Annotated in this window: 20 protein-coding genes and 1 pseudogene; 7 read left to right on the top strand and 14 right to left on the bottom strand. The window is 68.7% G+C overall.

Annotated elements, in window-relative coordinates; genetic code table 11:
• The first annotated feature begins 140 nt into the window (after positions 1-140).
• Together ACGFIZ_RS23795 and ACGFIZ_RS23790 are read left to right on the top strand one after the other, a co-directional pair.
• The gene (locus ACGFIZ_RS23795) at positions 141-1664 is read left to right on the top strand and encodes an NAD-dependent succinate-semialdehyde dehydrogenase (protein WP_393422593.1); all 1524 of its coding nucleotides are present in this window, start codon (positions 141-143) and stop codon (positions 1662-1664) included.
• Positions 1628-1858 carry a hypothetical protein gene (locus ACGFIZ_RS23790; protein ID WP_393422591.1) on the top strand — a complete coding sequence of 77 codons (231 nt, stop codon included), beginning with the start codon at positions 1628-1630 and terminating at the stop codon, positions 1856-1858. The genes ACGFIZ_RS23795 and ACGFIZ_RS23790 overlap by 37 nt, the downstream gene beginning before the upstream one ends.
• Positions 1859-2175: 317 nt before the next feature.
• Here ACGFIZ_RS23790 and ACGFIZ_RS23785 read toward each other — a convergent pair whose 3' ends face one another.
• From ACGFIZ_RS23785 to ACGFIZ_RS23770, 4 genes are all read right to left on the bottom strand, one after another.
• Positions 2176-3165 carry a BtrH N-terminal domain-containing protein gene (locus ACGFIZ_RS23785; RefSeq protein WP_393422589.1) on the bottom strand — a complete coding sequence of 330 codons (990 nt, stop codon included), beginning with the start codon at positions 3163-3165 and terminating at the stop codon, positions 2176-2178.
• A gap of 468 nt (positions 3166-3633) precedes the next feature.
• Positions 3634-3861, bottom strand: coding sequence for a hypothetical protein (locus ACGFIZ_RS23780; protein ID WP_393422587.1), 228 nt, complete (start codon positions 3859-3861; stop codon positions 3634-3636).
• Positions 3862-4501: 640 nt separating this feature from the next.
• Complete coding sequence (locus ACGFIZ_RS23775) at positions 4502-5635, bottom strand: IS701 family transposase (protein WP_393422649.1); 1134 nt, start codon at positions 5633-5635, stop codon at positions 4502-4504.
• A 234-nt stretch (positions 5636-5869) separates the two neighbouring features.
• Positions 5870-7000, bottom strand: coding sequence for an FAD-dependent oxidoreductase (locus ACGFIZ_RS23770; RefSeq protein WP_393422585.1), 1131 nt, complete (start codon positions 6998-7000; stop codon positions 5870-5872).
• A 24-nt stretch (positions 7001-7024) separates the two neighbouring features.
• On the opposite strand from ACGFIZ_RS23770, the gene ACGFIZ_RS23765 reads away from it, so the two are divergent.
• Both ACGFIZ_RS23765 and ACGFIZ_RS23760 read left to right on the top strand, forming a co-directional pair.
• The gene (locus ACGFIZ_RS23765) at positions 7025-7750 is read left to right on the top strand and encodes a TetR/AcrR family transcriptional regulator (protein ID WP_393422583.1); all 726 of its coding nucleotides are present in this window, start codon (positions 7025-7027) and stop codon (positions 7748-7750) included.
• A 306-nt stretch (positions 7751-8056) separates the two neighbouring features.
• On the top strand, positions 8057-9433 hold the full coding sequence (locus tag ACGFIZ_RS23760) for an IS110 family transposase (protein ID WP_393422581.1): 1377 nt from the start codon (positions 8057-8059) through the stop codon (positions 9431-9433).
• A gap of 218 nt (positions 9434-9651) precedes the next feature.
• Here ACGFIZ_RS23760 and ACGFIZ_RS23755 read toward each other — a convergent pair whose 3' ends face one another.
• Positions 9652-9765, bottom strand: coding sequence for an FAD-dependent oxidoreductase (locus tag ACGFIZ_RS23755; RefSeq protein WP_393422579.1), 114 nt, complete (start codon positions 9763-9765; stop codon positions 9652-9654).
• A 76-nt stretch (positions 9766-9841) separates the two neighbouring features.
• Between ACGFIZ_RS23755 and ACGFIZ_RS23750 the strand changes: the two genes are divergently transcribed.
• Both ACGFIZ_RS23750 and ACGFIZ_RS23745 read left to right on the top strand, forming a co-directional pair.
• A complete protein-coding gene (locus tag ACGFIZ_RS23750; RefSeq protein ID WP_393422647.1) occupies positions 9842-10564 on the top strand; it encodes a helix-turn-helix domain-containing protein in 723 nt (240 codons plus the stop codon).
• A 223-nt stretch (positions 10565-10787) separates the two neighbouring features.
• Positions 10788-14225 (top strand): phosphocholine-specific phospholipase C, encoded by a 3438-nt coding sequence (locus ACGFIZ_RS23745; protein ID WP_393422577.1) that lies wholly within the window; start codon positions 10788-10790, stop codon positions 14223-14225.
• A gap of 127 nt (positions 14226-14352) precedes the next feature.
• Here the strand turns inward: ACGFIZ_RS23745 and ACGFIZ_RS23740 are convergent.
• The 9 genes and pseudogenes from ACGFIZ_RS23740 to ACGFIZ_RS23700 form a co-directional block, all read right to left on the bottom strand.
• A pseudogene (locus ACGFIZ_RS23740) lies at positions 14353-14790 on the bottom strand (amylo-alpha-1,6-glucosidase); the annotation flags it as partial.
• Between the two features lie 130 nt (positions 14791-14920).
• Positions 14921-15517 (bottom strand): alkylhydroperoxidase domain protein, encoded by a 597-nt coding sequence (locus tag ACGFIZ_RS23735; RefSeq protein WP_393422575.1) that lies wholly within the window; start codon positions 15515-15517, stop codon positions 14921-14923.
• Entirely contained in the window at positions 15514-16137 is a 624-nt protein-coding gene (locus ACGFIZ_RS23730) for a CMD domain protein (RefSeq protein ID WP_393422573.1), read from the bottom strand. The genes ACGFIZ_RS23735 and ACGFIZ_RS23730 overlap by 4 nt, the downstream gene beginning before the upstream one ends.
• Positions 16138-16164: 27 nt before the next feature.
• Positions 16165-17421, bottom strand: coding sequence for an amidohydrolase (locus tag ACGFIZ_RS23725; protein WP_393422571.1), 1257 nt, complete (start codon positions 17419-17421; stop codon positions 16165-16167).
• Positions 17418-18416: an aldo/keto reductase gene (locus ACGFIZ_RS23720; protein ID WP_393422569.1), complete on the bottom strand. Its 999-nt coding sequence runs from the start codon at positions 18414-18416 to the stop codon at positions 17418-17420. Before ACGFIZ_RS23720 ends, ACGFIZ_RS23725 begins: the two co-directional genes overlap by 4 nt.
• Positions 18417-18549: 133 nt before the next feature.
• A complete protein-coding gene (locus ACGFIZ_RS23715; RefSeq protein WP_393422567.1) occupies positions 18550-18909 on the bottom strand; it encodes a tautomerase family protein in 360 nt (119 codons plus the stop codon).
• A gap of 46 nt (positions 18910-18955) precedes the next feature.
• Entirely contained in the window at positions 18956-19774 is an 819-nt protein-coding gene (locus tag ACGFIZ_RS23710; RefSeq protein ID WP_393422565.1) for a MetQ/NlpA family ABC transporter substrate-binding protein, read from the bottom strand.
• Positions 19775-19814: 40 nt separating this feature from the next.
• On the bottom strand, positions 19815-20477 hold the full coding sequence (locus tag ACGFIZ_RS23705; protein ID WP_393422563.1) for a methionine ABC transporter permease: 663 nt from the start codon (positions 20475-20477) through the stop codon (positions 19815-19817).
• Entirely contained in the window at positions 20477-21439 is a 963-nt protein-coding gene (locus ACGFIZ_RS23700; RefSeq protein ID WP_393422561.1) for a methionine ABC transporter ATP-binding protein, read from the bottom strand. The genes ACGFIZ_RS23705 and ACGFIZ_RS23700 overlap by 1 nt, the downstream gene beginning before the upstream one ends.
• A gap of 369 nt (positions 21440-21808) precedes the next feature.
• On the opposite strand from ACGFIZ_RS23700, the gene ACGFIZ_RS23695 reads away from it, so the two are divergent.
• Positions 21809-23869 (top strand): FAD/NAD(P)-binding protein, encoded by a 2061-nt coding sequence (locus tag ACGFIZ_RS23695; protein ID WP_393422559.1) that lies wholly within the window; start codon positions 21809-21811, stop codon positions 23867-23869.
• Positions 23870-23885: the final 16 nt, after the last annotated feature.

Raw genomic sequence — 23885 nt, 5'->3', positions numbered from 1 at the left:
GCGCCGGCGTCGGACGCCCGAGCCGATGAACCCCTGTCCGACAGCCACCACGGGAGACGGAAGACCATGGCAGCTCAAGCCCTTGACCACCAGTCGGCAGCGCTGGCGAGGTTGAACACCGGCCTGTTCGTCGACGGCGCATGGGGGGTCCGTCAGCGTCCGGGCGTACCTTCGATGTCGAGAACCCGGCGACTGGCGAGATTATTGCCCAGGTCGCCGACGGCGGCCCAGTCGACGCGCAACGGGCGATCGAGGTGGCCGGCGCCCGGCAGCGGGACTGGGCACGGACCGCGCCGCGGGAGCGCAGCGAGATCCTGCGCCGCGCGTACGAACTCATCCTCGATCGGGCCGACGAGCTGGCCACAGTCATGACGGCCGAAATGGGAAAGCCGCTGACCGAGGCGCGCGGTGAGGTGCTGTACGGCGCAGAGATCTTCCGCTGGTTCTCCGAGGAGGCCGTCCGGATCGGGGGCGACCACACGCTCACCGGCGACGGGAAGACCCGAATCCTCGTGACCCGCGGCCCGGTCGGACCGTGCGTCCTGATCACACCGTGGAACTTCCCGCTCGCGATGGGCACCCGCAAGATCGGCCCCGCCCTCGCGGCCGGCTGCACGATGGTGTTCAAACCGGCCGAACAGACACCACTGACCTCCCTCGCCCTGGCCGGCATCCTCGCCCAGGCGGGACTTCCCGCCGGCGTGCTCAACGTGGTCCCGACATCGGAGCCGGGCAGCGTCGTCAGCCTGTGGATGAAGAGCGGGATCGCCCGCAAGGTCAGCTTCACCGGCTCGACCGACGTGGGGAAGCTGCTTCTGGCGCAGGCCAGTGAGAAGGTGATGAGGTCCTCGCTCGAGCTGGGCGGCAACGCTCCCTTCATCGTGTGCGCCGACGCCGACGTGGACCGGGCGGTTGACGGCGCCGTCACGGCGAAGATGCGCAACATGGGCGAGGCCTGCACCGCCGCGAACCGCTTCCTCGTTCACCGCTCCGTGGCGGAGGAGTTCTGCCGGAAGCTTGGCCAGCGCCTGTCGGCCCTGACGGTCGGCAACGGCGCGGCGCCGGGCACGGAGGTCGGCCCGCTGATCGACCAGGCCGGGCTGCAGACGGTCCAGCAGCTGGTCGACGACGCAGTGTCCCGGGGCGCGTCAGTCGTGGTCGGCGGATCGCGACCAACCGGGCCGGGCTATTTCTACCTGCCGACCGTGCTGGCTGACGTCCCCGTCGACGCTGCGCTGATGTCCACCGAGATCTTCGGACCGGTGGCCCCCGTCGTCCCCTTCGACGACGAGGACGAAGCCGTCCGGTTGGCCAACGACACCGACTGGGGCCTGGTCGGATATGTGTTCACCTCGGACATCGACCGGGCGCTGCGGCTGAGCGAGGAGCTGGAGGTGGGCATGGTCGGCATCAACACCGGTCTGGTCTCCAACCCGGCGGCCCCCTTCGGCGGCGTCAAGCAGTCCGGCCTCGGCCGGGAAGGCGGCCGCATCGGAATCGACGAGTACCTGGGGGTACCTACCTGTCCGGATCCTGGGTGCCTATTGCCGGTCGCTCTAAGGCCGATGCAGCGCTCGTGGCCCGTGCGGCGTTACGGGGACGGGCCGCTAACGGCGATACCCCCGAGTTGCCCGACGGCGCCGCCCTCGTTGTCTCCTGCCTGACCACGCCGGACGGCTCGGAAGTCAGCTTCGATGGCGACGACATCATCGCCACCGTATGGATTTCTTCGGACAGGATCTCCGAAGAAGGCGCCATGATCGAGGTGCAGGTCTCCCACCGTCTCTTCCCGAATCGCGCCAGAAAGGCACGCGTCGGGATGTGGCGCAGGTTGTTTATGCGTTTTCGATCGCCGTGAATCTTCAGCCAGGAGAGCTGCCGCTTTCAAGAGGTTGGCTGCGGCGCCGCTGGCCCGCACCCTGCCCGCCGCTACTGTCCCGCGCGGCTGATCCCACTGAAGGAACCCATGACCAAGCAGCCCTCCAATGATGTTCTGGAGAATGAGCACACGTAGAAGGTCACCACCGGATCATCGCAAGGCGACCGTAGGCGGGGAACCCGGTACGCGACGCGAGCGTACGCTCGGGCCGCGACGCGCGCGTTCGACCAGGCTCTCGGACGACCGGCGCTGCCGATGTGAGGCGTTCGAGGGGGCGGACGCGCAGTCTTGAGTAACTATTTGGTGCGGATGGCAGCCAGCATGTGCATGGCGAGGCGCTCCTTGTCTGCGAGTTCGGTGAGGGTCTTCGAGGCGCGGGTCAGATGGTCGGGATTGCCGGTTTCTCCGGCGGTCGCGATACGGCGGGCGACCTCGGTCCATAGTGGGGCGGCCTCGGCGTACGCCTGGTGACCGAGGTGGAGGTTGTCGTCGTCGACGATGGTGGCGCATTCGGCGAGGAAGTCGCGGTACATGTTGCGAAACAGGGCGCCACCGGTGCCGCCGCGTTCCATCAGCGTCGCGGCCAGCGGGAGGTCGCGGGACGGGTCGCTTGAGCGGTCCAGCCACCGCGCCACCTGTCGGGCCGCCTTGCCGATGCCGCGGTGGCCGAGGTTGGCGATGGGTGGGTTGAGGAAGGCGTGCGCGTTGCTGCGGATGGCCGCCCGGATGGCGTCGCCCAGGTCGGGTCGGGTGGCGGGGCCTGCGATGGTGTAGGAGAGGTTGCGGGCGGTCACCGGTCCGCGTGCGCTGCGGGCCCGTTCCAGGCTGTTCAGCGTGGTCGTCACGGCACCGCCCTGCTGCGCGGTGTCAACCAGATACGCGTGGGTGTCGTCGTAGCCGTACATCGCGACGTTGTGGGCCCCGAAATGGATCTTCGTGGTGAAGTAGTCCAGGTGGTAGGAGTCCAGTTGCAGGCCGACCGGCCGCCCGGCATCGAGGGCGGCGGCGATGTTGCGCCAGGCCTTGTGGGGCGAGGCGGTCTCCTCGATGCGCAGACTCAGGCCGAGCCGGTCGGCCACGGTCCGGGTGATCGCGGTCGGCTTGGTACGGCCGCCGATGAACGGGAAGTCCATGCTCTTGGCGTCCCAGTAGACGAAGCTCAGGCCTTCGCCGAGGCCGAACAGCATAGGTTCGGACAGGTTGATGCCCTCGTGGCGCAGCAGGGCGCCGAGCGTGGTGGTCTCGCAGTGCTGGCCGGCGGGGAACGCCACACCCTCGATGATCATTTGGTTCCCTGGCTGTTGGGCGGATGGGCCGGCCGGGGGCCGGACCGGCCAGGCGATCTCCGTGCGGAGCGCGGCCGACGGCCGGGGTGGGTGCGGTGTTGGCGGGGGCGGTGCCGCGGATGCGCCGGGCGCGGGGCGGGACGAGGTAGTGCGCCTCGGCCGGGTCCGCCGGCGCCCGGTCGTGCTCGGCGATCCAGCGTCCCGGCGACCGGTACGCGGTCGCAATGTCATCGTAGCCACCTGGTGGACGGTCGCGGCGAGCAGACGGCCCGGCAGCTTCCCGGCCGCGATCGTCGCGGTCGGCCGGGGTGGACGCGCCATGGACACTTACGACTCCCACGGGTAGCCAGCCTCGCACGGGTCCCGGCTCGGTCAGCGCAGCCCCCAACCGCCCGGCGATTTCGCCGAGCTGGGCCGCCTGCGCGGCCATCCGTTCCCGGCGCCGCTCGAGAGTTCGGCTGCGGCGTGCTACTCGTACTCCTGCCCGCACCGGGCCAGTTCCGCGAGATCGGCCCAGCCGAGGGAGCCGATGGTGTGCTCACCCGGCTCCGGTTCGTTCACCAACGACACGACGGGGCCAGGAACCGGCTTTCGTAGGCCGTCGTCTGCGCTCCAGCCGCCCAGTGCTCCGGCCATCCCGCATTCCAGGTACGCCTGCGGGTCGAAGTTGTACCAGCGGATGTCCGTGGCTCGCACACATCCTGCCGTCCGGGGGGCGTCAATGCCGAACCGGGCGTACTCGTCCAGCGGTCCCTGATCGGCGAAGTCGGCCACAGCGGCCGGGCAACCCGCCACCATGCACGCAGGAACACGTCCAAACTGCGCGTGGCGGCGTTCATGCGTTCGCCTTCTGAGACAAGGCGCCGGTAGAGGTCGCGGTTCGTGCGGCAGACCGGCCCGGGTGGCCCGTCGACCCAGTAGGTCTGCTTGTGCACCACACCAGACTCCAGCGCCAGGACCTTCGCCAGCGCCTCCACCCGATCAGCGAAGACGCCCATCCGAACTCGGTTGCCGTTGTCGTCCTGCCGCCAGAGCTCCCACACCGTCACGGCAGCCACCGTAGTCGTGGCCCCTCCCCGGCGAGCAGAGGAGACCGAGCAGAGAAGAGGGAACAGCCACATCCGCTCTCGCTGCGGACCCGGCCGTACGTCGCTAATACTGCAACGGCGGGTCGTGACTTATGGCGGTTCGAGTCGTTTGCGGTAGTGGGCGGCTCGGGCTTGTTCCTGGCGTAGGCGGCGGAAGTTGGACCAGTGCAGGATGTGGCTGGCTTGGTGGCGGATGGTCAGGACGAGGTGGGCGAACACGTGGCGGATCTCGTTGCTGCTCAGCGGGATCAGGCTGCCCTCGCTGCCGGTGGCGCCCCCTTTGCGGCTTCGCGGGCGCGGGTGACGACGAGGAACGCGGCAGCGGCCATGGCCAGGGTGATGTGGCCGTACCAGGCGTCGTAGCGGCGGACCTGGTACTGGTCCAGGCCGACCTCGTTCTTCGCGGTCTGGAACGATTCCTCCACCGACCAGCGGCTACCGGCGACCCGCACGAGTTCCCGCTGTCGGGTGCCGCGGGGGCCGAAGCAGACGTAGTAGGCGATGTCGCTAGGGTCGCTGATCGAGCGTCGGGCCAGGACCCAGCCGCGGCGGCCGTGGGCGAAGGTGCGGCGGATCGGCACCCGGGCCCAGTCGTAGCGGCGTGGTCCGTGCGCGCCATCGCCGCACGACAACCGCTGCCACGCACCCGCACGCACCCTGGCGATCAACTCGTCGACGCGGGTGGTGGTATGCAACCCGGAGGGCACCTCGTCGTCGCATCGGGTGGCCATCACATACGCGATGTCCTGCTCCTCCAGCCAGCCCCGCAGGCCGGGGTTCTGCCCGTAGGCCTCGTCGGCGGTGAACCACGAAAACGGCACCCCGGCGGTGATCGCCCGCTCCAGCATGGCCCGAGCCTGCTGTGGCTTCGTGGCGAACTCGACCTCATCCGGGATCGCCGCCGCTCGGCACCGGTCCCGGTCGCCGGTCCACGACTTGGGCAGGTACAACTCTCGGTCGATCAACGCCCGGCCCCGGCTCGTGGCGTAGCACAGGAACGTGCCGATCTGGCAGTTCTCGGTCTTGCCCGCCGTGCCTGAATACTGCCGTTGGACCCCCGCCGAGGCGCGGCCCTTCTTGATGAACCCGGTCTCGTCGGCGACGAGCACCCCGGCCGCATCGCCGATCTGCTCCACGACGTAGTCGCGTACGTCATCGCGCACCGCGTCCCGGTCCCACGCCGCGCTGCACAACATGCCCTGCAACCCGTCCGGCGAGACATGCCCAGCCTGCTCCGCGAGGGTCCAGCCGTTACGCCGCTCCAACGGCGCCAGCAACCCCCGCATATACGCCCACGCCCGCCGCCGCGGCTCCACCCGAGTAAACCGATGCGAGAACCGGAAGAACAACTCCTCCAACCCGGCATCCCACGACCCGACCAACTGCGCATCCACCACAACCAGCCAACGAGCGATTACCACCCGAAGCCACGACCCGCCGTTGCAGTACTAAGCGGCGCGGCACAGATGGCGGCTATCGGCCGTCCTCCCACCGTGCGGCCGCCCACGTCCGCTCGAACTCGTCGCGATCGAACTCCTGGTCCGGCAGACGAGCGGCCATCCGATCCTCCAGGGCAGGAGCGTCTACCAGGGCGAGGCCGGCTGCGTTGCGCGTTGTCAATCTGCGGGTGCCGGCTCGGTGGGCCGTGGCGTGAAGAAGCGGATGATGTCGTCGGCTGCGGTGGGGGACAGCATCATTGCCTGGACTCGTGCGGACATTTCGGCGATCGGGTGGATTCTGGTGAACATCGCCTCCTCGTACGTCTGGATCGCCGAGTCGGGGTCGGCGGGGTGCGTGGCGAGTTCGGCGGCGAGTTCGGCGGCGTCGAGCATGGCTTGGTTGGCGCCCTCGCCGACCGGCGGCATGAGGTGCGCGGCGTCACCGATGAGGGTGATGCCCGGTTGATGGGCCCAGCGTGTGCCGGTGGGCATCGCCTCGATCCTGCGTGGGGCCGGCGGGCTGTCGCCGGCTTCGATGAGTGCGGTGAGGCTGGGGTCCCAGCCATCGAACATGTTGAGCAGAGCGCGCTTGCTGCGGTAGGTGTCCAGGTGACGATCGTCCGCGCGTAGGGAGATCCCGACTCGGATGCTGCCGTCGCCGAGGCGTTGCGCTGCCAGGATCTGGTTCACGCCGATGCACCAGAGGTTTCCGGGGCCGACCAGCTCGGCGAGATCCGGGTGGCGCCGGTCGACGTCGCTGATGTTGAGCTCGACCAAAGTGGCCACGGAGGACAGTGCCGCGTCGGTCAGCAGCGACCGGACGACCGAGCGTGCGCCGTCCGCGCCGATGAGGACGTCGCCGTCGGCGCTGTGGCCGCCCTCGAACGTCAGCCCGAAGCCTCCGTCGGGTCGTGGCGTCGCCGCGACGAGCCGGTGCTGCCAGACCACCGCGTCGCCGGGGAGCGAATCGAGCAGAAGATCACGCAGTGCGCTGCGGTCGATCTCGGGGCGTCCGGAGAATGAGCCGGGTTGTGGCTTGTGGTGCACGAGGGTGCGTCCGGCCGGGTCGAGGATGCGATGTTCCTCGCCTTCCGGCCGTGCCTCGGACCGGAATCGGCCGGCGAGGCCAGCATCGGCCAGGGCCCGTTGCCCGGACTCGGGGTGCAGGTCGAGCGATCCGCCCTGTGGTCGCGCGGATCGGCTTGCCTCGCGTTCGTACACCACCGCGTCGATGCCGTGTCGGCGCAGGATTCGGGCCAGCGTCAGGCCGCCGAGGCCACCACCGGCAATCGCGATTCGCATCATCATCTCCGTTACCGTACGGTGTATGTCATGGAGACGTCGTACGGTAGCGCACCGCTGCCCGTCTGGGAACGGCCCGAGCCTCAGCCGCGGGCGGCGCCGGTGCCGCTGAGCCGCGCGAAGATCGCCGCCACGGCGATCCGGATCGCCGACGCACACGGCCTCGACGGGCTGTCGGTACGCAAGATCGCCAAAGAGCTCGGCGTCGGTCCGATGCGGCTCTACGACTACGTGACCAACAGATCCGAACTGCTCGATCTGATGGTCGACGCCGTGTATGCCCAGATCGCCGAGGCCGGCCAGCGCTCCGAGTGGCGCGCCACGGTACTGGCCATCGTTCACCGGACCCGTGAGGCGGCTCTTGATCACGAATGGTTCGTCGACCTGCTCGGCGCAAGGCCACATCTGGGACCTCACGCGCTCGCCGTGGGGGAATCGACCGCGGCGGCGCTCAGCCAGGCCCCTGGTGTGCGCGGCATCGACGATCTCCAGCGGGCCTTGGGTGCCCTCAACGCGTTCATCGTCGGAGCGCTCCGCAGGGAGATCACCGAGCGCCGCACCGCCCGTTCAACCGGCACCGACGTGTCCGCTTGGCAGGCCACCCTCGGGCCCTACCTGACACGCATGCTCGAAACGGGCCGCTATCCCACCGTCGCCCGGCTCGTCATCGACGGCGCCCACCTCGACGCCGAGGAAACCTTCCACCACAACCTGATCACCATCCTGGACGGCATCACCAGCCATCCCCGCACGTGACCTGCTGCTCGCAGGCCGGCGCCGGCCGAACAGCGCGTCACGCAGTGTCAGCGTTGGTCAATCAAGCCAGAAAACCATGGCCCCTGGCGGGGCCACCCACAGGTGGGTGAAACTCGGTCGGCGGTATCGCTCGCCGTCGCCGGTGGTGCTTGGTGCCCTCGTGGTGCCTGAAAGCCAGAATGGTGTGGGAGCCCGTCCCTGGTATCCCAGGTTGTCGCCCCCGTGCACGTGTCTCAGTGTCATGAGTTTATGACGGGCTCTGCGAGCGGCGCCGTCCCTGGTTGGTTGTTCGGGACGGAGGCGTGGTTGGACATTTTGTACTCGCATGTCGCGGGGATCGACGTGCATAAGAAGCAGGTCACGGTGACGGCGCGGACACCGGATCCGCGGCGGCCGGTGGCACGCAAGGAGAAGACCCGTACGTTCCGCACGTTTTACGCGGATCTGCTGGCGATGGCATCCTGGCTCGTCGAGCTGGGGGTGACACGGGTGGCGATGGAGTCGACCGGCCCCTACTGGTGGCCGGTGTACGTGGCGCTACGGGAGGCCGGCGGGCCCGACCTGACCGTTGATGTGGTCAACGCGGCGCATGTCAAAGCGGTCCCGGGCCGGAAGACCGATGTCAAGGACTCGCAGTGGCTGGCCCGGTTGTTGGAGGTCGGGCTGTTGCGGGGCAGTTTCCTGCCGCCGGACGACATCCGCGAGATCCGGGACCTGACCCGGTATCAGACGAAGCTGACCGAGGAACGGTCCAGGGAGAAGCAGCGGCTGCTCAAGGTCCTCGAAGCCGCCGGGATCAAGCTGGAGGTCGTCGCGTCGGACACCTTTGGTGTCTCCGGCCGATCTATGCTGGACGCCCTCGTTGCCGGCGAACGTGACCCGCACGTCCTGGCCGGGCTGGCCCGCGGGGTGCTACGGAACAAGACCGACGACCTGCGGCTGGCCCTCGCAGGACGGTTCACCACCCACCACGGGCAGATGATCGGGTTCCACCTGCAACGGCTCGACCACCTCGACCAGATGATCGACCAGGTCAAGAAGAAGATCGGTCACGCCGGTGTGGCCGGGGGCAGTCGGCGTGCGGCGGTCGCGCCGATGGGGCTGGTCGCCCCGTTCGCCGCCCAGATCCAGCTGCTGAGCAGCATCCCCGGGATCAGCGACCGGGTCGCCACGGTGATCATCAGTGAGATCGGCGTGGACATGAGCCGGTTCCCGTCCGCGACACACCTGGCGGCGTGGGCCGGGCTCGCCCCGGGCAACAACGAGTCCGGCGGCCGGCGCCGGCGGGCCCGGCACCGCAAGGGCAACACCCACGTCCAGTCGATCCTCATCGAGGCCGCCCTGGCCGCGTCGCGGACCAGGACTCGGCTCGGGGCGCGTTTCCACCGGCTGCACCGGCGTTTCGGCGGCCGGGCGAACAACACCGCGGGCAAGAAAGCCGCGTTCGCCGTCGCCCACACGTTGATCAAGGTCATCTGGAGCGTGCTGGCCAGCGGGCAGCCTTACACCGATCTCGGCCACGACTTCTACACCCGCCGGGTCAACCCCGAACACCACACCCGGCGGCTGATCGCCCAGCTCGAAGCGACCTCCGGCAAGAAGATCATCCTCGCCGACCACGACGGTGAACCGCCCAGACCAGACGACAGCTACGGCAGGCACGACAACGAGGCCGCCGCCTGAACGACCTACCCCGCACATAGGCGGTGGGAAGAGCGCCGACAAGGCCGTTTCCAGCAAGGTCAAGCCACAAGGGCCGACAACGTGGTCGCTCTCCCCACCAGCAACCCAGCTTGCCGCATCCCGGCCACCAGCGGCAAGCCCCTAACCGTGCCCGAAAACCACGTGTCCCGGCTCCGCCGGGACGCTGCCGCACACATGGCCAAGGTCCGAGTTTCGTCTCAGCGGCTCGGCTCGATGAGGATGACGGACGCGCCCTCCTGATGCGCCGTCATCGCGGCGACGCAACCCGCGGGCGTTCCTCCGTAGACACAGACATCGGCTGTACTCGTCATAACCATGCACTCTGCCGCTGGAGGAATCCCCTTGGGCATAGCAACTCCGGCCGTCCGCATGTACTTTTTTGCCTTGGTGACGCTGGACGGCTATTTGCTCGCCCCGTCCCAGGAGCAGTTCAGCCTCAGCTTCGACAGGTACGACGGCTGGTGCCTGCTGCTGCCGAGGACCGGAGCCTTCACCTTCGAGGTCTCCGGCGGGCCGCAAGGGGTGGCGAAGCGCGGCGACATCGTCGTCTGCCCGCCGGGCGGCACGCTCTGGCGCCGGATGCAGACTCCGACCTCCTTCTTCCACGCGCGCTTCAGCACCGAGCTGGAGCCGCCGATCGGCCGTACGCGCGTACCGGACGTCGACCGGTTCCGCGCCGACCTGGCAATGCTCGAGGCCGCCGAAGCCCACCCCGACCTGCTGGCCGCTCATGTCGTCACCGACCTCGTCCTGATGATGCTCCGTGCCCGCCGCCCAGCGCCCGGTGACGAGCTGGTGCGGCAAGCGACAGCGTTGATCCTGGACCACTTCGCCTCTCCGGACCTTTCGCTCGGTGAGCTGGCCGCCGCACTCGGCATCAGTCCAACGCAGCTCTCCCGACGCTTCCGAGCCGTCCGGGGCGTCACGCCGGTCGCATACCTCCGCAGCGTCCGGCTGCGGAAGGCACGGGAGCTGCTGACCGGGACCGACGCCACACTGCAGGCGATCGCCGAGCGCTGCGGGTACCGGAGCGCGTTCTACTTCAGCCGGGTCTTCAGCAACCACGCCGGCCAGTCGCCATCGCAGTACCGGCACGACAGCCGTGTCTGACTGACGAGGGACGTCGCAGCGGACGAACTCCCCACCGCCGAGCGGCTCACCGGCGCGGTCGTCCCCTCACCTACCACGATGACGTGGTTGACGTTCGAACGGGTGCGACGGAGAACTTGGCTGAACGACCGACGGAACGTTCCACGTTCATGATTGAACAGTCAACGAATATTCGTCGCGCAAGGGTTACCTGGTGCTACCGGAGCGCCCTAGTCTCCGCACCATGTCAGACATCTCCCGCCGCAGGCTTCTCGGCGCCATCGCCGGTGGCACCGCCCTCTCTCTTCTGCCCCCGTCACTGCTGAAGGCGATGGCCGCGCCGCTGCCTCCCGGGGGTATGGATGCGATTGAACACGTCATCATCCTGATGCAGGAGAACCGTTCCTTCGACAACTACTACGGCACCCTCAAGGGCGTACGCGGCTTCGGCGACCGGACGCCGCTGCGGCTGCCCACCGGGGCCACCGCCTTCGAGCAGCCGCGGTCCGCTGGTGGCAAGGTCCTGCCGTTCTCGGCCCGGCAGGCGGCGGTCGACGCCGGCCGCCGCGAGAGCGACATCCAGTACCTCGGCGCGCTCCCGCACGGCTTCTCCGACGCCAACCAGGCGCGGGCGAACGGCTGGTGGAACGACTGGGTCGCGGCCAAGGGCCAGAGCACCATGGCCTTCTACGACCGGCGCGACATTCCCCTCCAGTACGAGCTGGCCGACCGTTTCACCATCTGCGACGCCTACTTCTGCTCGGTCTACGGCTCGACCAACCCCAACCGCAACTACCTGTGGACCGGCACGACCGGCTACGAGCCGAACGGCGTCAACCGGGCTGTCACCAACGCCGCATACTCGTACACCCACGCGGGCTATGACTGGACGACATACCCGGAGCGGCTGGAGGCCGCCGGCGTCTCCTGGCAAATCTACCAGGAGTGGGACAACTTCACCGACAACGCGGTGGAGTACTTCCGGCCCTGGAAGGAGATCGGCCGGAAGATCCTCTCCAAGGTCAGCGGCCAGTACTCCACCACCGAGCAGTTCTACGACGGCCTGTGGGGCAAGACCGCGGACCAGCGGAGGGCCGCGCTGGCCCAGTTACAGCAGGGCGTCGACTCGCTGACCGAGGCGGAACGCCGGCTGTTCATGCGGGGCGCCTACCGCTCCGAGCCGAACACCCTCGTCCAACGGATCAGGTCGGACATCAAGAACGGCACGCTGCCGAGGGTGAGTTGGCTGGTTCCGACGGCGGCGCTCTCCGAGCACCCCAGCTCCTCCACCCCGGTCGGCAGCGCCAACCTCATCTACGACGTCCTCGACGCCATCGCGAGCGACCCGGAGACCTGGTCGAAGACGGCTTTGTTCATCAACTTCGACGAGAACGACGGCTACTTCGACCACGTGCCCGCCCCGGTCGAGCCCCGGCCGGACTCCGGCAACAGCGACGACTGGTTCAACGGCCTCCCGGTCGGCCCCGGCCCGCGGGTGCCGATGACGGTCGTCTCGCCGTGGACGGTGGGCGGTTTCGTCTGCTCGGAGACGTTCGACCACACCTCGGTCATCCGGTTCCTGGAGAAGTGGACCGGTGTCCAGGAGCCCAACATCAGCGCCTGGCGCCGCAGCGTGTTCGGCGACCTGACCTCCGCCTTCGACTTCGACCGCGGATACGCGCAGCCCACGCTGGAGCGGCCCGGCCCGGTGCCGTCGGCGGTCGGCCGCTGGAACCCCGTACCGCCGAAGAACCAGTCGCTCCCGCAGCAGGAGGCCGGCACCCGCCCGACGCGTCCCTCTCCGTACCGGCTGTCCCTGCGGGCCGACGTGACCGGCTCCGGCGTCCGCCTCCGGCTCGGCAACGCGGGCACCACCGCCGCGACGTTCACCGCCTACCCCGGTGACGGCACCACCCCACGCACGTGGGCCGTCTCCGCGGGCGGGACCGCGGACGACACGGTCGGCTACGGCGCCGACGGCTACGACCTGCAGGTCACCGGCCCCGGCTGGTCCGTCTGGGAACTGCGCGGCACCGGTGCGAGCGCCGAGGCCCACCTGGTCGAGCAGGCCGTCCCCGGCCAGGTGAAGGTCCAGTGCGCCAACCCCTCCACCGTCACCCGGACGCTCCTCGTCGGCGAGTCGGTCTACCCGCGCAACCCCGGGGACCATGTCCAGACCGTCACCCTCGCGCCCGGCGAGATCCAGACCGTGCCGATCCACCTCCCCGACCACGGCTGGTACGACGTCGTGGTCGTCGACCAGGCGGACCCGACGTTCCTGCGCCGGATGACCGGCCGCCTGGCCGACGGCAGGCCCGGCGTCACCGACCCGGCGACCGGTACCGCCCCGGCGCTGGCCGCGGCAATCACCCTGCCGCAGCCGCTGCCCTCCCTGGACACGCCGTTCGCCCAGGGCAACCCGACCGATGTCGTCGTCACCGTGCGGAACCAGGCCGACGCCAAGCTCGACCAGCTCTCGGTCGCCCTGCTCGCCCCCTCCGGCTGGACGGTCGAGCGGACCGCCGCAACGCCGAGCGTGGTCGCCGCCGGGGACTCCGTCGATGTGCCGTTCACCGTCACGCCGGCGCCGAACGCCACCACCGGCAGCCTGGTGGTCGCCGCCCACGGCGACGGCAACGGCCTGCTGAGGTTCGCCGACGCCCGTGTCCGCTCCCGGGTCGTCCCTGCGATGAGCGTCTCGCTGACCGGTCCGGCGAGCTCGCCCGGCACCGACGGCACCGTGATCTCGCCGGGCAGGCCGGTCACCGTGACCGCCGCCGTCACCAATGCCGGCGGCACCCCGCTTACCAGCCTGGCCGCCGCGCTGGCCCTCCCGCCGGGCTGGACCGCCACCCCCAGGGGCGCCGCGCCGGCGTCCGTTCCGGCCCGATCCTCCGTCCGCCTGGAGTGGGACGTCGTCGCGCCCGCAACGGCGGCGCGCGCCTCCGGCAGCGTCAAGGCGACCGTCACGGCGAATCTGAACGGCAGCGTCCAGCAGGCGACCGCGTCCCTGTCCACCAGGACCGGGCCCGTCATGACCGGCTATCTGCTCGCGGAGGACTTCGAGTCCGTCGCCCCCGCGCTCGCCCCGGCGGCCGACCTCAGCCGGCCCGGTCTGCTCGGCTGGACCCGGACCACCCCCGAGGGCTGGACGGTCGGCAACGCGCCGGCCATGCCGCAGGGCACCCGGGAACTGCAGGGCTGGACCTTCCTGTCCAAGCAGTTCTGGTTCCCCGGCGGGCAGAACCGCCCCAACTTCAGCCGGTCCCTCGGCGTCGTCGCGGTCGCCGACCCCGACGACTGGGACGACACCGGCAGCCCGTCCAGCCGGGGCCGGTTCGACTCGACCCTGACCACCCCGGCGGTGGCCATCCCGTCGGGCACCCCCACGCTCCACCTGGGCTTCGACTCCCACTATCGGCAGGAGAGCCCGCAGGAGGCCGAGGTCACCGTGCAGTTCGACACCGGCGACAGGGTGCAGCTGCTGCACTACAGCAGCGCCACCTCCGGGAACACCAACCAGGGCCGGGACCAGGAGAACCGGCTGGTCCGGCTCTCCTGCCCCGTCCCGGCCGGGGCCACGTCGGCGAAGGTCAACTTCCGGATCTTCAACGCTGGCAACAACTGGTACTGGGCGATCGACAACGTCCGCGTGGGCACCAGCCCGATCGTCGACGCCTGACCGGCCGGCGGCCTGACCGCCTCCGCGCGGGGACGCATGGCCGTCCCCGCGCGGAGCCGCGGTGATGCGCCAGGAGGCGGGCGCCGGTGCCGGCCGGCCCGCCTCCTCACGCGAGCGCCGCTGGTCTTCACGCGCCGGACGGGTCTGCGTTGCCGACGTCCACGTTGCCGATGGCGTCCATTCGGCCCCAGCGCCCAGGGATGCCAAGCAGCTCGATGCGACCGAACGTGGCGGGCAGCACCGGTTCCACGATCAGGTCGTCTTCGTACGGCTCAAGGCCGAGCATGGTCCGCAGCAGCAGGAACGGCGTTCCGGTGGACCCGGCGTGCGGGCTGGACGCGGTGGGGTATTGCACGGGGTAACGGGTGAGGTGTCGGGGGTATCCGGCGAAGGCTTCGGGTAGTCGGCCGTCGAAGTAGTCGGCGGCGTCGAGGATGCCTTCGGCGATGCGGGCGGCTTCGGTGTGGAAGCCGTAGCGGCGTAGGCCCCAGGCGATGAGTGAGTTGTCGAATGGCCAGACGGTGCCGACGTGGTAGCCGAGGGGGTTGTAGTGGGCCTGGCCCTGTCCATGATGCCCACCCACCCGGACGCCGCGGCGTGGAGCACCCGCTTCTGCCCTGCGCCGGCCCGCCGGGGCGCGCCCTCAACGTTGCGGCGAGCGTCCTGTCCGTCGCAGGACGCCGGCCGCCATGCCGTCAGGTAGTCGGTTCGCCGAGCGACAGCATGAGCCGATTCGCCCAGTTGAAGAACGCCCCGCTCATGATCGCGTCCAGGATCTCGAACTCGTCGAGACCTGCCTCGCGCAGGACCACGATCTCGGCCTCGCCGAACCGGACCGGCGTCCGGGTGAGCGCCACGGTCGCGCGGACGATGGCGTTCCACCGTGCGCCGAGATCGGCGTCGACTCCCTCGTCGAGCAGGCGCTGGACCTCCTCTCGGCGCTTGGAGTGGTGGGACGCGAATGCCGAGTGCACCGACGCGCAGTAGACGCAGCCGTTGAGCCTCGACGCCGCCGTCGCCGCCAACTCGCGGTCGGCGCGTGGCAGACCGGCCTTGGTGTTGTAGAAGATGTCGAAGTCGGTCTTCGTCCGTTCCAGCAGCGCCGCAGGATCCCGCGCGAGCAGCCGGAAGTACGGGTTCTTGGCCCGCGATGCCTGCACCAACGACTCCAGGTGCTCCTCGGTCAGTTCGGACTCGTCGAGTGGATGCAGCCACGGATGCCAGCCGAGGACGTCCTGGGTGAACCGCGGCGGCTCGACGATCTCCACCTCGGGAGTGAGTGTCTCGCTCATGACAGGTCTCCTTCGCGGCTCGCACTCAGGGCCTGCAGCCCCTGGACGACACGGATCTGAAAGGTCAGGAATGCGACGAGTTGCGACAGCGACACGATCCCCGTCGTCGACCACCCAGCGTCGAGTAGCGCCTGTAGCCGGGTACGGCTCGCATCCCGCGGGTGGAACACCAGGAGGTGGGTGTGTTCGAGTGCCGCGACCAGCCGCTCGCCCAGTACGTCGACGCTTCCGATGGAGTCGATGACGTACTCGCTTCCGGTTGTGCTCTCGCCCGCGAGTTCGAGCCGGAACTGTCCGTAGGGCCCATCGGTCGCACTGCGGCGGCTCTCGGCGAGGACGACGTTCAGAAGGGTTGCCGAGCCCTCCCCGCTGTCGAGCAGACGGTCCGTGTAGAACCGCGTCGCGGCATCGACGCCATGGAGGCAGGCGACGAACGCGGCGACGGCGAAGCGTTCCCGCAGCGTGAACTGCGAGTCGTCGCGCGGCTCGAAGAAGGCCCGGAAGCTGCCCTGAAGATGTTCGCGCGCTTCCGGCCGGTTGTCGCGGATGGCCGAGATGCGATCACTCGGCCGCAAGCCGATGAGATGGTCGACGACGTCGAAGTCTGTGCTGGCCGACACGAGCGGTCCTTTCTGTGGTGCGGGGGGCTAGGACGGAACGTCGAGACGGGTGCCGAGAGCTGCGAGCGCGGCGCGCACTCCTGCGGGGATGGCGTACTCGGGCTCCGGAGCGAAGTGCGGCGTGTGGTTCGACGGCATGTCGACGGGATCCCGGCCGGGGCGGTAGGCACCGAACATCCAGAAGACGAGCGGCACGCCGATCGCGTCGGCGAGCCAACCCACGTCCTCGCTGCCGGTCGCCCGCAGGTCGCGCGCGACGTTGTCCGGCCCGAAGACGGCATCGAGGGCCGCCGCCACCTCGCCGGCCTGCTCCGGCGCGTTGAAGCACCGGGGAAAGCGGCTGATCTCCTCGATCTTCGGCTCGGGCGCGCCGCTCGCGCTCGCCTCGGCGGCGATTATGCGCCGGACAGCGGAGAGCACCGTCTCCCGCGTCTGGGCATCCGGCGTGCGGATGTTGAGCGAGAGGGTCGCCTCGTCGGGAATGATGTTCTCCTTGGTGCCGGCATGGAAGGTGCCGACGGTGAGCACGGCCGGGGACCCGGGTTCCACCTGCCGGGAGACGACGGTCTGCAGGCGGATGACGAGGTGGGCACCGAGCACGATCGGGTCGATGGACTCGTGCGGGCGGGCCCCGTGTGCGCCGTGTCCGCGCAGTCGCACGTGCCACGAGTCGCCGAGGTTCATGACGTTCCCGACGCCGATCCGCACCTGGTCGCTCGACAGGGATGTCACGTGCTGCGCCAGCACCGCCTCGGGACGCGGGGCCTTTTCCCACAGCCCGTCGTCGACCATCGCCACCGCCCCCGAGGCCGTCTCCTCGGCCGGCTGGAAGATCCACACGACGGTGCCGGCCCAGGCGGCCCGGTTCTCGGCCAGCACGCCGGCGGCCGCGAGCGCGACCGTCATGTGGAGGTCATGGCCGCAGGCATGCATCACCCCGGACACCGATCCATCCGGCAGTTGGCCCTTGTCGGTGCTCGCGTAGGCCACGCCCGACTCCTCCTGGATCGGGAGCCCGTCGAGGTCCGCGCGGTATGCCACGACGGGTCCTTCCCCGTTGCGCAGGATGCCGACGACGCCCGTACCGCCGCACCGGAACGTCTCGATGCCCAGGTCGGCGAGCCGCGCCTGGACGAACTCGGCGGTCCGGTGCTCCCGTCCGGACAGTTCGGGATGGGCATGCAGGTGGTGATAGGCGGTCAGCGACGGAGCCAGCCGTCCCCTGCTCCAGAGCCGGCTCAGGACGGTACCTGCGGGGCCCGCCACCCGCGCCGATCGGTTCACGCCGTCACCGGGGCCGCAGCCTCGAAATCCTGCGCCAGCTCGTCGAGGGCGGCCGTGACGCTCGCGTCGATGTCGAGTTCGGCGCCCGCGATGATGTCGTCCAGATGCGACTCGCGCCGGATGCCACAGATGACGTTGACGGCGTCTGACGACGCGAGGAGGTAGGCGATCGCCAGCGCACCGGGAGTGGTGCCCAGGGACGAGGCGACGGAGGTCAGTCCCTCGACGAGGTCCATGGCCGGTCCGAAGCGGTCGCCGAACAGCGGGTCGTCACGCCGGGTGCCTGCGCGCGCCGGCGGCGCGGACCTGGTAAACGCGCCCGTGAGCAGCCCGTTCGCGAGGGGTGAGTAGGCGTGCAGGGACAGCCCCGTCGACGCGCACAGCGGCAGGAGGTCGTCGCGTACCTCGCGGGCAAGGAGGCTGTACTTGCGCTGCACGATCTCGATCGCGTCGTGCGCGAGGTAGGCTTTGACGTCCTCTGGAGGACAGTTCGACGCACCGATCGTGAGGATCTTCCCCTCGTCGCGCAGCTCGATGAGCGTTGCGATCGTGTCCTCGATCGGCGTCATGAACGGCGGCATCGCCGGGTTGTGGGTGTAGTAGATATCGATGCGGTCGGTGCCGAGCCGGCGCAGGCTCTCCTCCACCTCGATCCGGATGGTCCGCGGACTGAGGTTGCGCTTGACAGCGTGTCCGTCCCACGTGAAGCGGTAGCTGCCCTCGTCGTCGCCCCACCACAGCCCGCACTTGGTCGCGATGATGACGTCGTCGCGGCGACCGCGAATGGCCTCGCCGATCAGCTCCTCGCTGTGACCGAATCCGTAAACTGGTGCAGTGTCGATGACGTTGACACCGCGGTCGAGGGCGGCGCGTACGGCGCGGACCGACACCGCGTCGTCGGCATCCGGGTAGCGGAATCCGCCGCCGATGCCCATGGCGCCGAAGGTGACCACGGACGCCTTCAGCGAGGTCCGGCCGATCGGGCGGTACTTCATGCGATGTTCCTCTCGAAGTAAGTCGGTCAACGAGATGGGCCGGCCGTCAATTGGGCTGGTGGGGCTGCGGTGCCTCACCCGCATCGCCCAATTGACGGACGCCCCTACTCGGCAACGGCACGGTCGGCCGATGTCAGGTCATGTCGAGGCGAAGGATCCCGCCGACTCCGACGTTTTCGGCGGCATGCTCCTTGATGATGACCACCACCTTGACGGTGTCGCCCCAGTCACTGGCCTGGACGACATCGTGGAGCGCCTTCACTGTCCGACGCTTGAGCTCCACGCTCTTGCCGGGTGCCGTGTACAGGAAGAACGTGATCTCGTAGCCGTCCTTCACCGTGCAGTTCTCGGGTGGCAGCGGCACGAGGTAGACGCTGCGCATGTGCGGGGGCAACTCGAAGGCTGTCTGCGCCGCACGCCCGATTTCGTCGACGAACGTGGGGAGATCGACCCTGTCGAGCGGGAGATCGGTCATGCCGACGACGCTGACCATGGTGTTTTCCTTCCTGAGGGGCTGCGGTTCGAGGGGCTGCGAGGAGTCAGGGCGTCTTCTTGAGGCCCTTGTAGGTGTTCGCGATCCAGGTCTTGTAGTCCGCGGACTGCATGAACGAGGTCGCCGCATCGAGCCAGGCGGTGTTCTCGTAGCCCTCCTTGACGACCCAGAGCGTGCCTCCGTAGGTGCGGTAGACCTCTGGCGTCTCCTCGTAAAGGGCCTTTATCGAGGGGTCCTTCATCAGGTAGACGGTGATCGAGGGAGCGGTCATCGCGTCCAGGTCGGGGAACGCCGCGGCCTTGCTGCGCGGGTTGACCTCAACCCAGCGGAGGTTCTTCGGGTTGGAGGTGATGTCGAGGATTGTGGGCGCCTCGACGCCCTTCGCGAGCTCGATGAGGCCGTTGGCGGCGAGGAGTTGAAGCTCCCGGGCGCGATTCGCGGAGTCGTTGGCGATGCCGATGCGCGCCCCGTTCGGGAGTGCGTCGGCCGAGTCGTGCTTGCTCGAGACGAACTGCACGGCCGTGGTCTGCAGCCAGGGGCCGTAGGTGACGAGCGACGATCCGTTGCTGTCCTTGTAGCTTTTGAGGTAGTTTGCGTTCTGGAAGAAGTTGGCGTCGATACTGCCGTCCTCGGTGGCCCGATTCATGGCGATGTTGTCGTCGAACACCTGGACCTTCATCGTGTAGCCCTGCTGAGCCAGATGCTCGGCCACGAAGTTCAGGTCGGGCTCCTCGCGGGCGAGTACGCCGATCCTGACCGTCTTGCCGTCGCCTCCGGAGCCGGAGCCGGACGAGCAGGCCGCTAGGGACACGGCCAGGGCGCCGACGACGAAGAGCGGGATCACTCTCCTGAGGGGGTTTCTCATGGGGGTGCTGCCTTTCGTGCTGGGACTCATGGGGCTGGAGTTACCGGAGTTTGCGGTAGAGGGCGTTGCCGCCGAGCTGAATGCCGATCACCATGACGACCAGGATCGCTACGGTGCCGTACATGATTTGGTCGTTGAAGTTCTGGTAGCCGTAGGTCAGGGCGACGGCACCCAGGCCGCCCGCGCCGATCGTGCCGGCCACTGCGGTGAAGCCGAGCAGCGAGATCACGCCGAGCGTCATCTGCGAGACGACCGCCGGTACCGACTCGGTGACGATGACCCGGAAGGTGATCTGCCGGTCGCTCGCGCCGAAGGATCGTGCCGCCTCGATGAGGCTCGGATTGACCTCCTTGAAGGCGCTCTCGAGGAGCCGCGCGATCAGCGGGCTGCCCGCGAATGTGATGGCGAAGACCGCCGCCCACACGCCGATCGACGTGCCGAGTACCAGGCGGGTCAGCGGGATGATCGAGATGGCGAGGATGATGAACGGCACCGACCGCAGCATGCTGATAACGGTGCTCACGATCTCGTGGACCGTCCGGTTGGGTCGAAGCCCGTGTGTGTCGGTCGTTACGAGGACCAGTGCGAGCGTGAACCCCACCAGGGTGCACGTGATGAACGAGCCGAGCAGCATGGTGATGGTGTCAAGCAGCCCGGGCAGGATGATCCGCTCGAAGAGCTCGGAAAACTCGTACTGGTACATCAGATCTCCTTCCAGTCGGCCCCGAGAGCGGTCAGGCCGTCGCACACCGCGCGAATATCGGCGTCGGCCACCTGAAGCAGGAACGATCCCGAGACCCGGTCCCGGTAGCGGTCGAGCCCGCCCCACGAGATCTCGAACGGCACGCCGGTGCGGATGGCGAGCTGCGACAGCAGACTGGTCTCCGCGACGTCCCGCTGGACGACCCGGACGAGCGAGGTGCCGGGAGCGACTTCTGGGCGACGGCCCGCGTCGCGGATGAAGTCCCCCAGCAGCTCCGGGTTGTCCAGGAAGAAGTGCTCGACGGCCCCCTCCGCGCGCAGGTGCCCGTCGCTGAGCAGGCCCATCCGAGTGCACACGGACTTCATGACCGCCACCTCGTGGGTCACCACGACGATCGTGAGGCCGAGTTCGCCATTGATGCGCTTGAGGAGATCGAGGACCGCCTCAGTGATGTTCGGATCGAGCGCGGAGGTGGCCTCGTCGCACAGCAGGATCGTCGGATCGTTCACCAGGGCCCGCGCGATGGCGACCCGCTGCTTCTGCCCACCGCTCAACTCCCGGGGCAGCGCCTTGAGCTTCTCACCGAGTCCGACGAGGTCGAGGAGATCGCGCACCTTCCGGTCGGCCGCTGATCTGCGTACGCCCTGGCACTTGAGAGGGAAGTACACGTTGTCGTAAACGCTCTTGCGCTCCATCAGGGAGAACTGCTGGAACACCATGCCGATCCGGCGGCGGAACTGCGGCAAGTCCCGATCGCCGATGGCGCGTACGTCCGTGCCGTCGACGATGAGGCTGCCGCTGTCGATCTCCTCGAGCCGGTTGATGCACCGCAGCAGCGTGGACTTCCCCGCGCCGCTCACGCCGACCAGACCAAAGATCTCTCTCTGGTCGATATTCAGGTTTATATCGTCGAGCACGACGTGATCGCCGTAGGACTTTCTCAGGTCGCGGAACTCGATCACCGTCGCTGCGTTTCCTTCCCACGCTCATTTCAACCTCGACACAATCCGGAAAATGGCAGGCGACGGCGCGCCGGTGTGGTGAGCTACCCCTGGTTGAACCTCGTGCGGCCCATCGTCACCGACACCGTTTTTGATCCGTCGAAAATCGTCGACGGAAAGTCGACCGCCGGCATGACGGCAGGTTATGCCCTCGCCGAAGGCGCCCCCGATGTCCCGACCTCACCGACATCGCGGCGGCGGGGCCGGGTCATAGCACACACTGTCCGTCCTGCCAGCGTCACACCGCGACACTGCTCGCGTGTGCTGGGTGACCAGCAATTTCACCATGCCGGAACTCTACTAAACCTAGCGACCAAGTAGGGTAGGCCTGTGACCCGGTTCATAGACATCCGTCCACTATCGACATCCTGCCCCTCCCGCCCCGTCATCGCGCTCATCGGCGCAGGCCCCCGGGGGGTATCGCTGCTCGAGCGAATCGGTGCGAATCTCGCGGACTTCACCGATATCGACCACCTCGACATACTTGTCATTGACGACACTCAACTCGGTGCGGGTCGCATCTGGCGTACCGACCAAACGCGCCAGATGTGCATGAACACCCTTGCGGGGGCCGTGACGCTCTTCACCGACGACACCGTGACGATGGCCGGCCCGATCGCACCCGGGCCCACGCTGTTCGAGTGGTGTCGGCTCGCGCTCGATGCCGCGCACCCGTCGCCGTCGTCGGCGATCCAGGTGGCAGACATCGATCCGGCCCACCGCGCCGCGTTCGCCTCGCTTGCCGTCCGCCCGGGCTTCGTCGACGACTACCGCGACGAGCTTGAGGCGATCACGGTTGCATCCCATCCAAGCCGATCACTTTATGGTGAGTACATCCGCTGGTGCTTCGAGCGGGCACTCAACACCATGCCGGAACGCGTGACTGTTGCCACCCACCTGGCGCGAGCAGTCGGCATACGCGAGGACGGCGGGCGCCAGCTCATCGAACTCAGCACCGGTGAGGTGCTCGCGTGCGATGCCGTCGTGGCCGCGACCGGGTGGATGCCGCGCGACCACACCGACGAGGAGCACGGCTTCCTGGCGGTGCTGGCCAGGCATCGCGAGATGATGTGGGTACGTCCCGACAACCCGATCGACCAGGCCCTCGGGGATGTTCCGGACGGGGCGACCGCGATCGTACGCGGGCTCGGGATGGGCTTCTTCGACGCGATGACGCTGCTGACCATCGGCCGCGGTGGGCGATTCGTCGACGACTCGCTGACGCGGGCGGGCGTGCGCTACGAACCGTCGGGCCGCGAGCCGAAGATGCACGTCACCTCTCACCGGGGCGTCCCGTACCGGGCGAAGTCGCTCTACGGCTCACTGCCACCCTCGGCGCCGCAGCGTCACCTGCGGTCGGTCGACTGGTCGACGATCCCACGCCCCATCGACTTCGACCGTCAGCTGTGGCCGCTCATCGTCAAGGACGCATTCGTCGACTACTACGAGACGCTTCACCGCGTGCGCCCCGAAGCGTTCGCCGCCCCACTGACCACGGTCCTCGCGACGATCGACACCACCGAGGGCCTGCCGTCGGCACTCGACGCCGCGATAGCGCCACACGTTCCGGACGCCACGGACCGCTTCGACCTGCCGGCGGCGATGTCGCCGGTCCGCGGAGCGTTCCCCGATCCCGAGACATTCACCGCCTGGGTCGTCGACTACATGGCCGACGACCTCACCGAGTCGGCGAAGGGACGGGACAGCGCCATCAAGGCCGGACTGTGGTCGATCAGCGCGGCGCGACAGCTGGCGAACGTCATCGGAACGTTCGGCGGCTTCGACGCCGAGTCGCGCGCGAGCGGCTTCCGCGCCCTGCAGGCGTTCGGCGGCATGGTCGGCAGCGGCCCACCGGCCTTTCGCAGCCGGCAGTTGCTGGCCCTCGTGGACGCCGGTCTCGTCAGGTTCATCGGCCCCGCGGCGCACGTCATCGCCGACGACGAGCTCGGCCTCTTCCGCGCCGAGTCGCCCGCTGTCGCCGGTTCCGCCGTCACCAGTCCCGTGCTCATCGACGCGTGGATGCACGCGCACGACGTCACGGCCAGCGCTGATACCCTCACCCACTCGCTCGTGGCGGCGGGCCGCACGCGTCCATTCAGCGTCCGCGGACGGGACGGACGCCGGCACCCCACCGGCGGATTCGATGTCGACCCCCAGACGGGGCTACTGGTCCGTCCCGACGGCACGCGCGACACCGCGTTCCACGTCGCCGGCATCCCCCTCGACGAGGTAATGGGCGACACGATCATCAGCCCGATGCCGCGCACCGATCCCACGATGCTGCGTGAGACCGACCGCGTGGCTCGTAGCGTCCTGCGGGTGGCGGCCGAGGCCGCCACCTCCCTTCGTACGTCGAGGGGAAGCCGCGTTTCGCCGACGTTCAACGGTTGACGGCGGCGCCTCCCCA

This window comes from Micromonospora sp. NPDC048830, from assembly GCF_043198215.1.
Taxonomy (GTDB): Bacteria; Actinomycetota; Actinomycetes; order Mycobacteriales; family Micromonosporaceae; genus Micromonospora.
The sequence above is the reverse complement of the archived record's forward strand: the minus strand, read 5'-3'. Positions and strand labels throughout refer to the sequence as shown.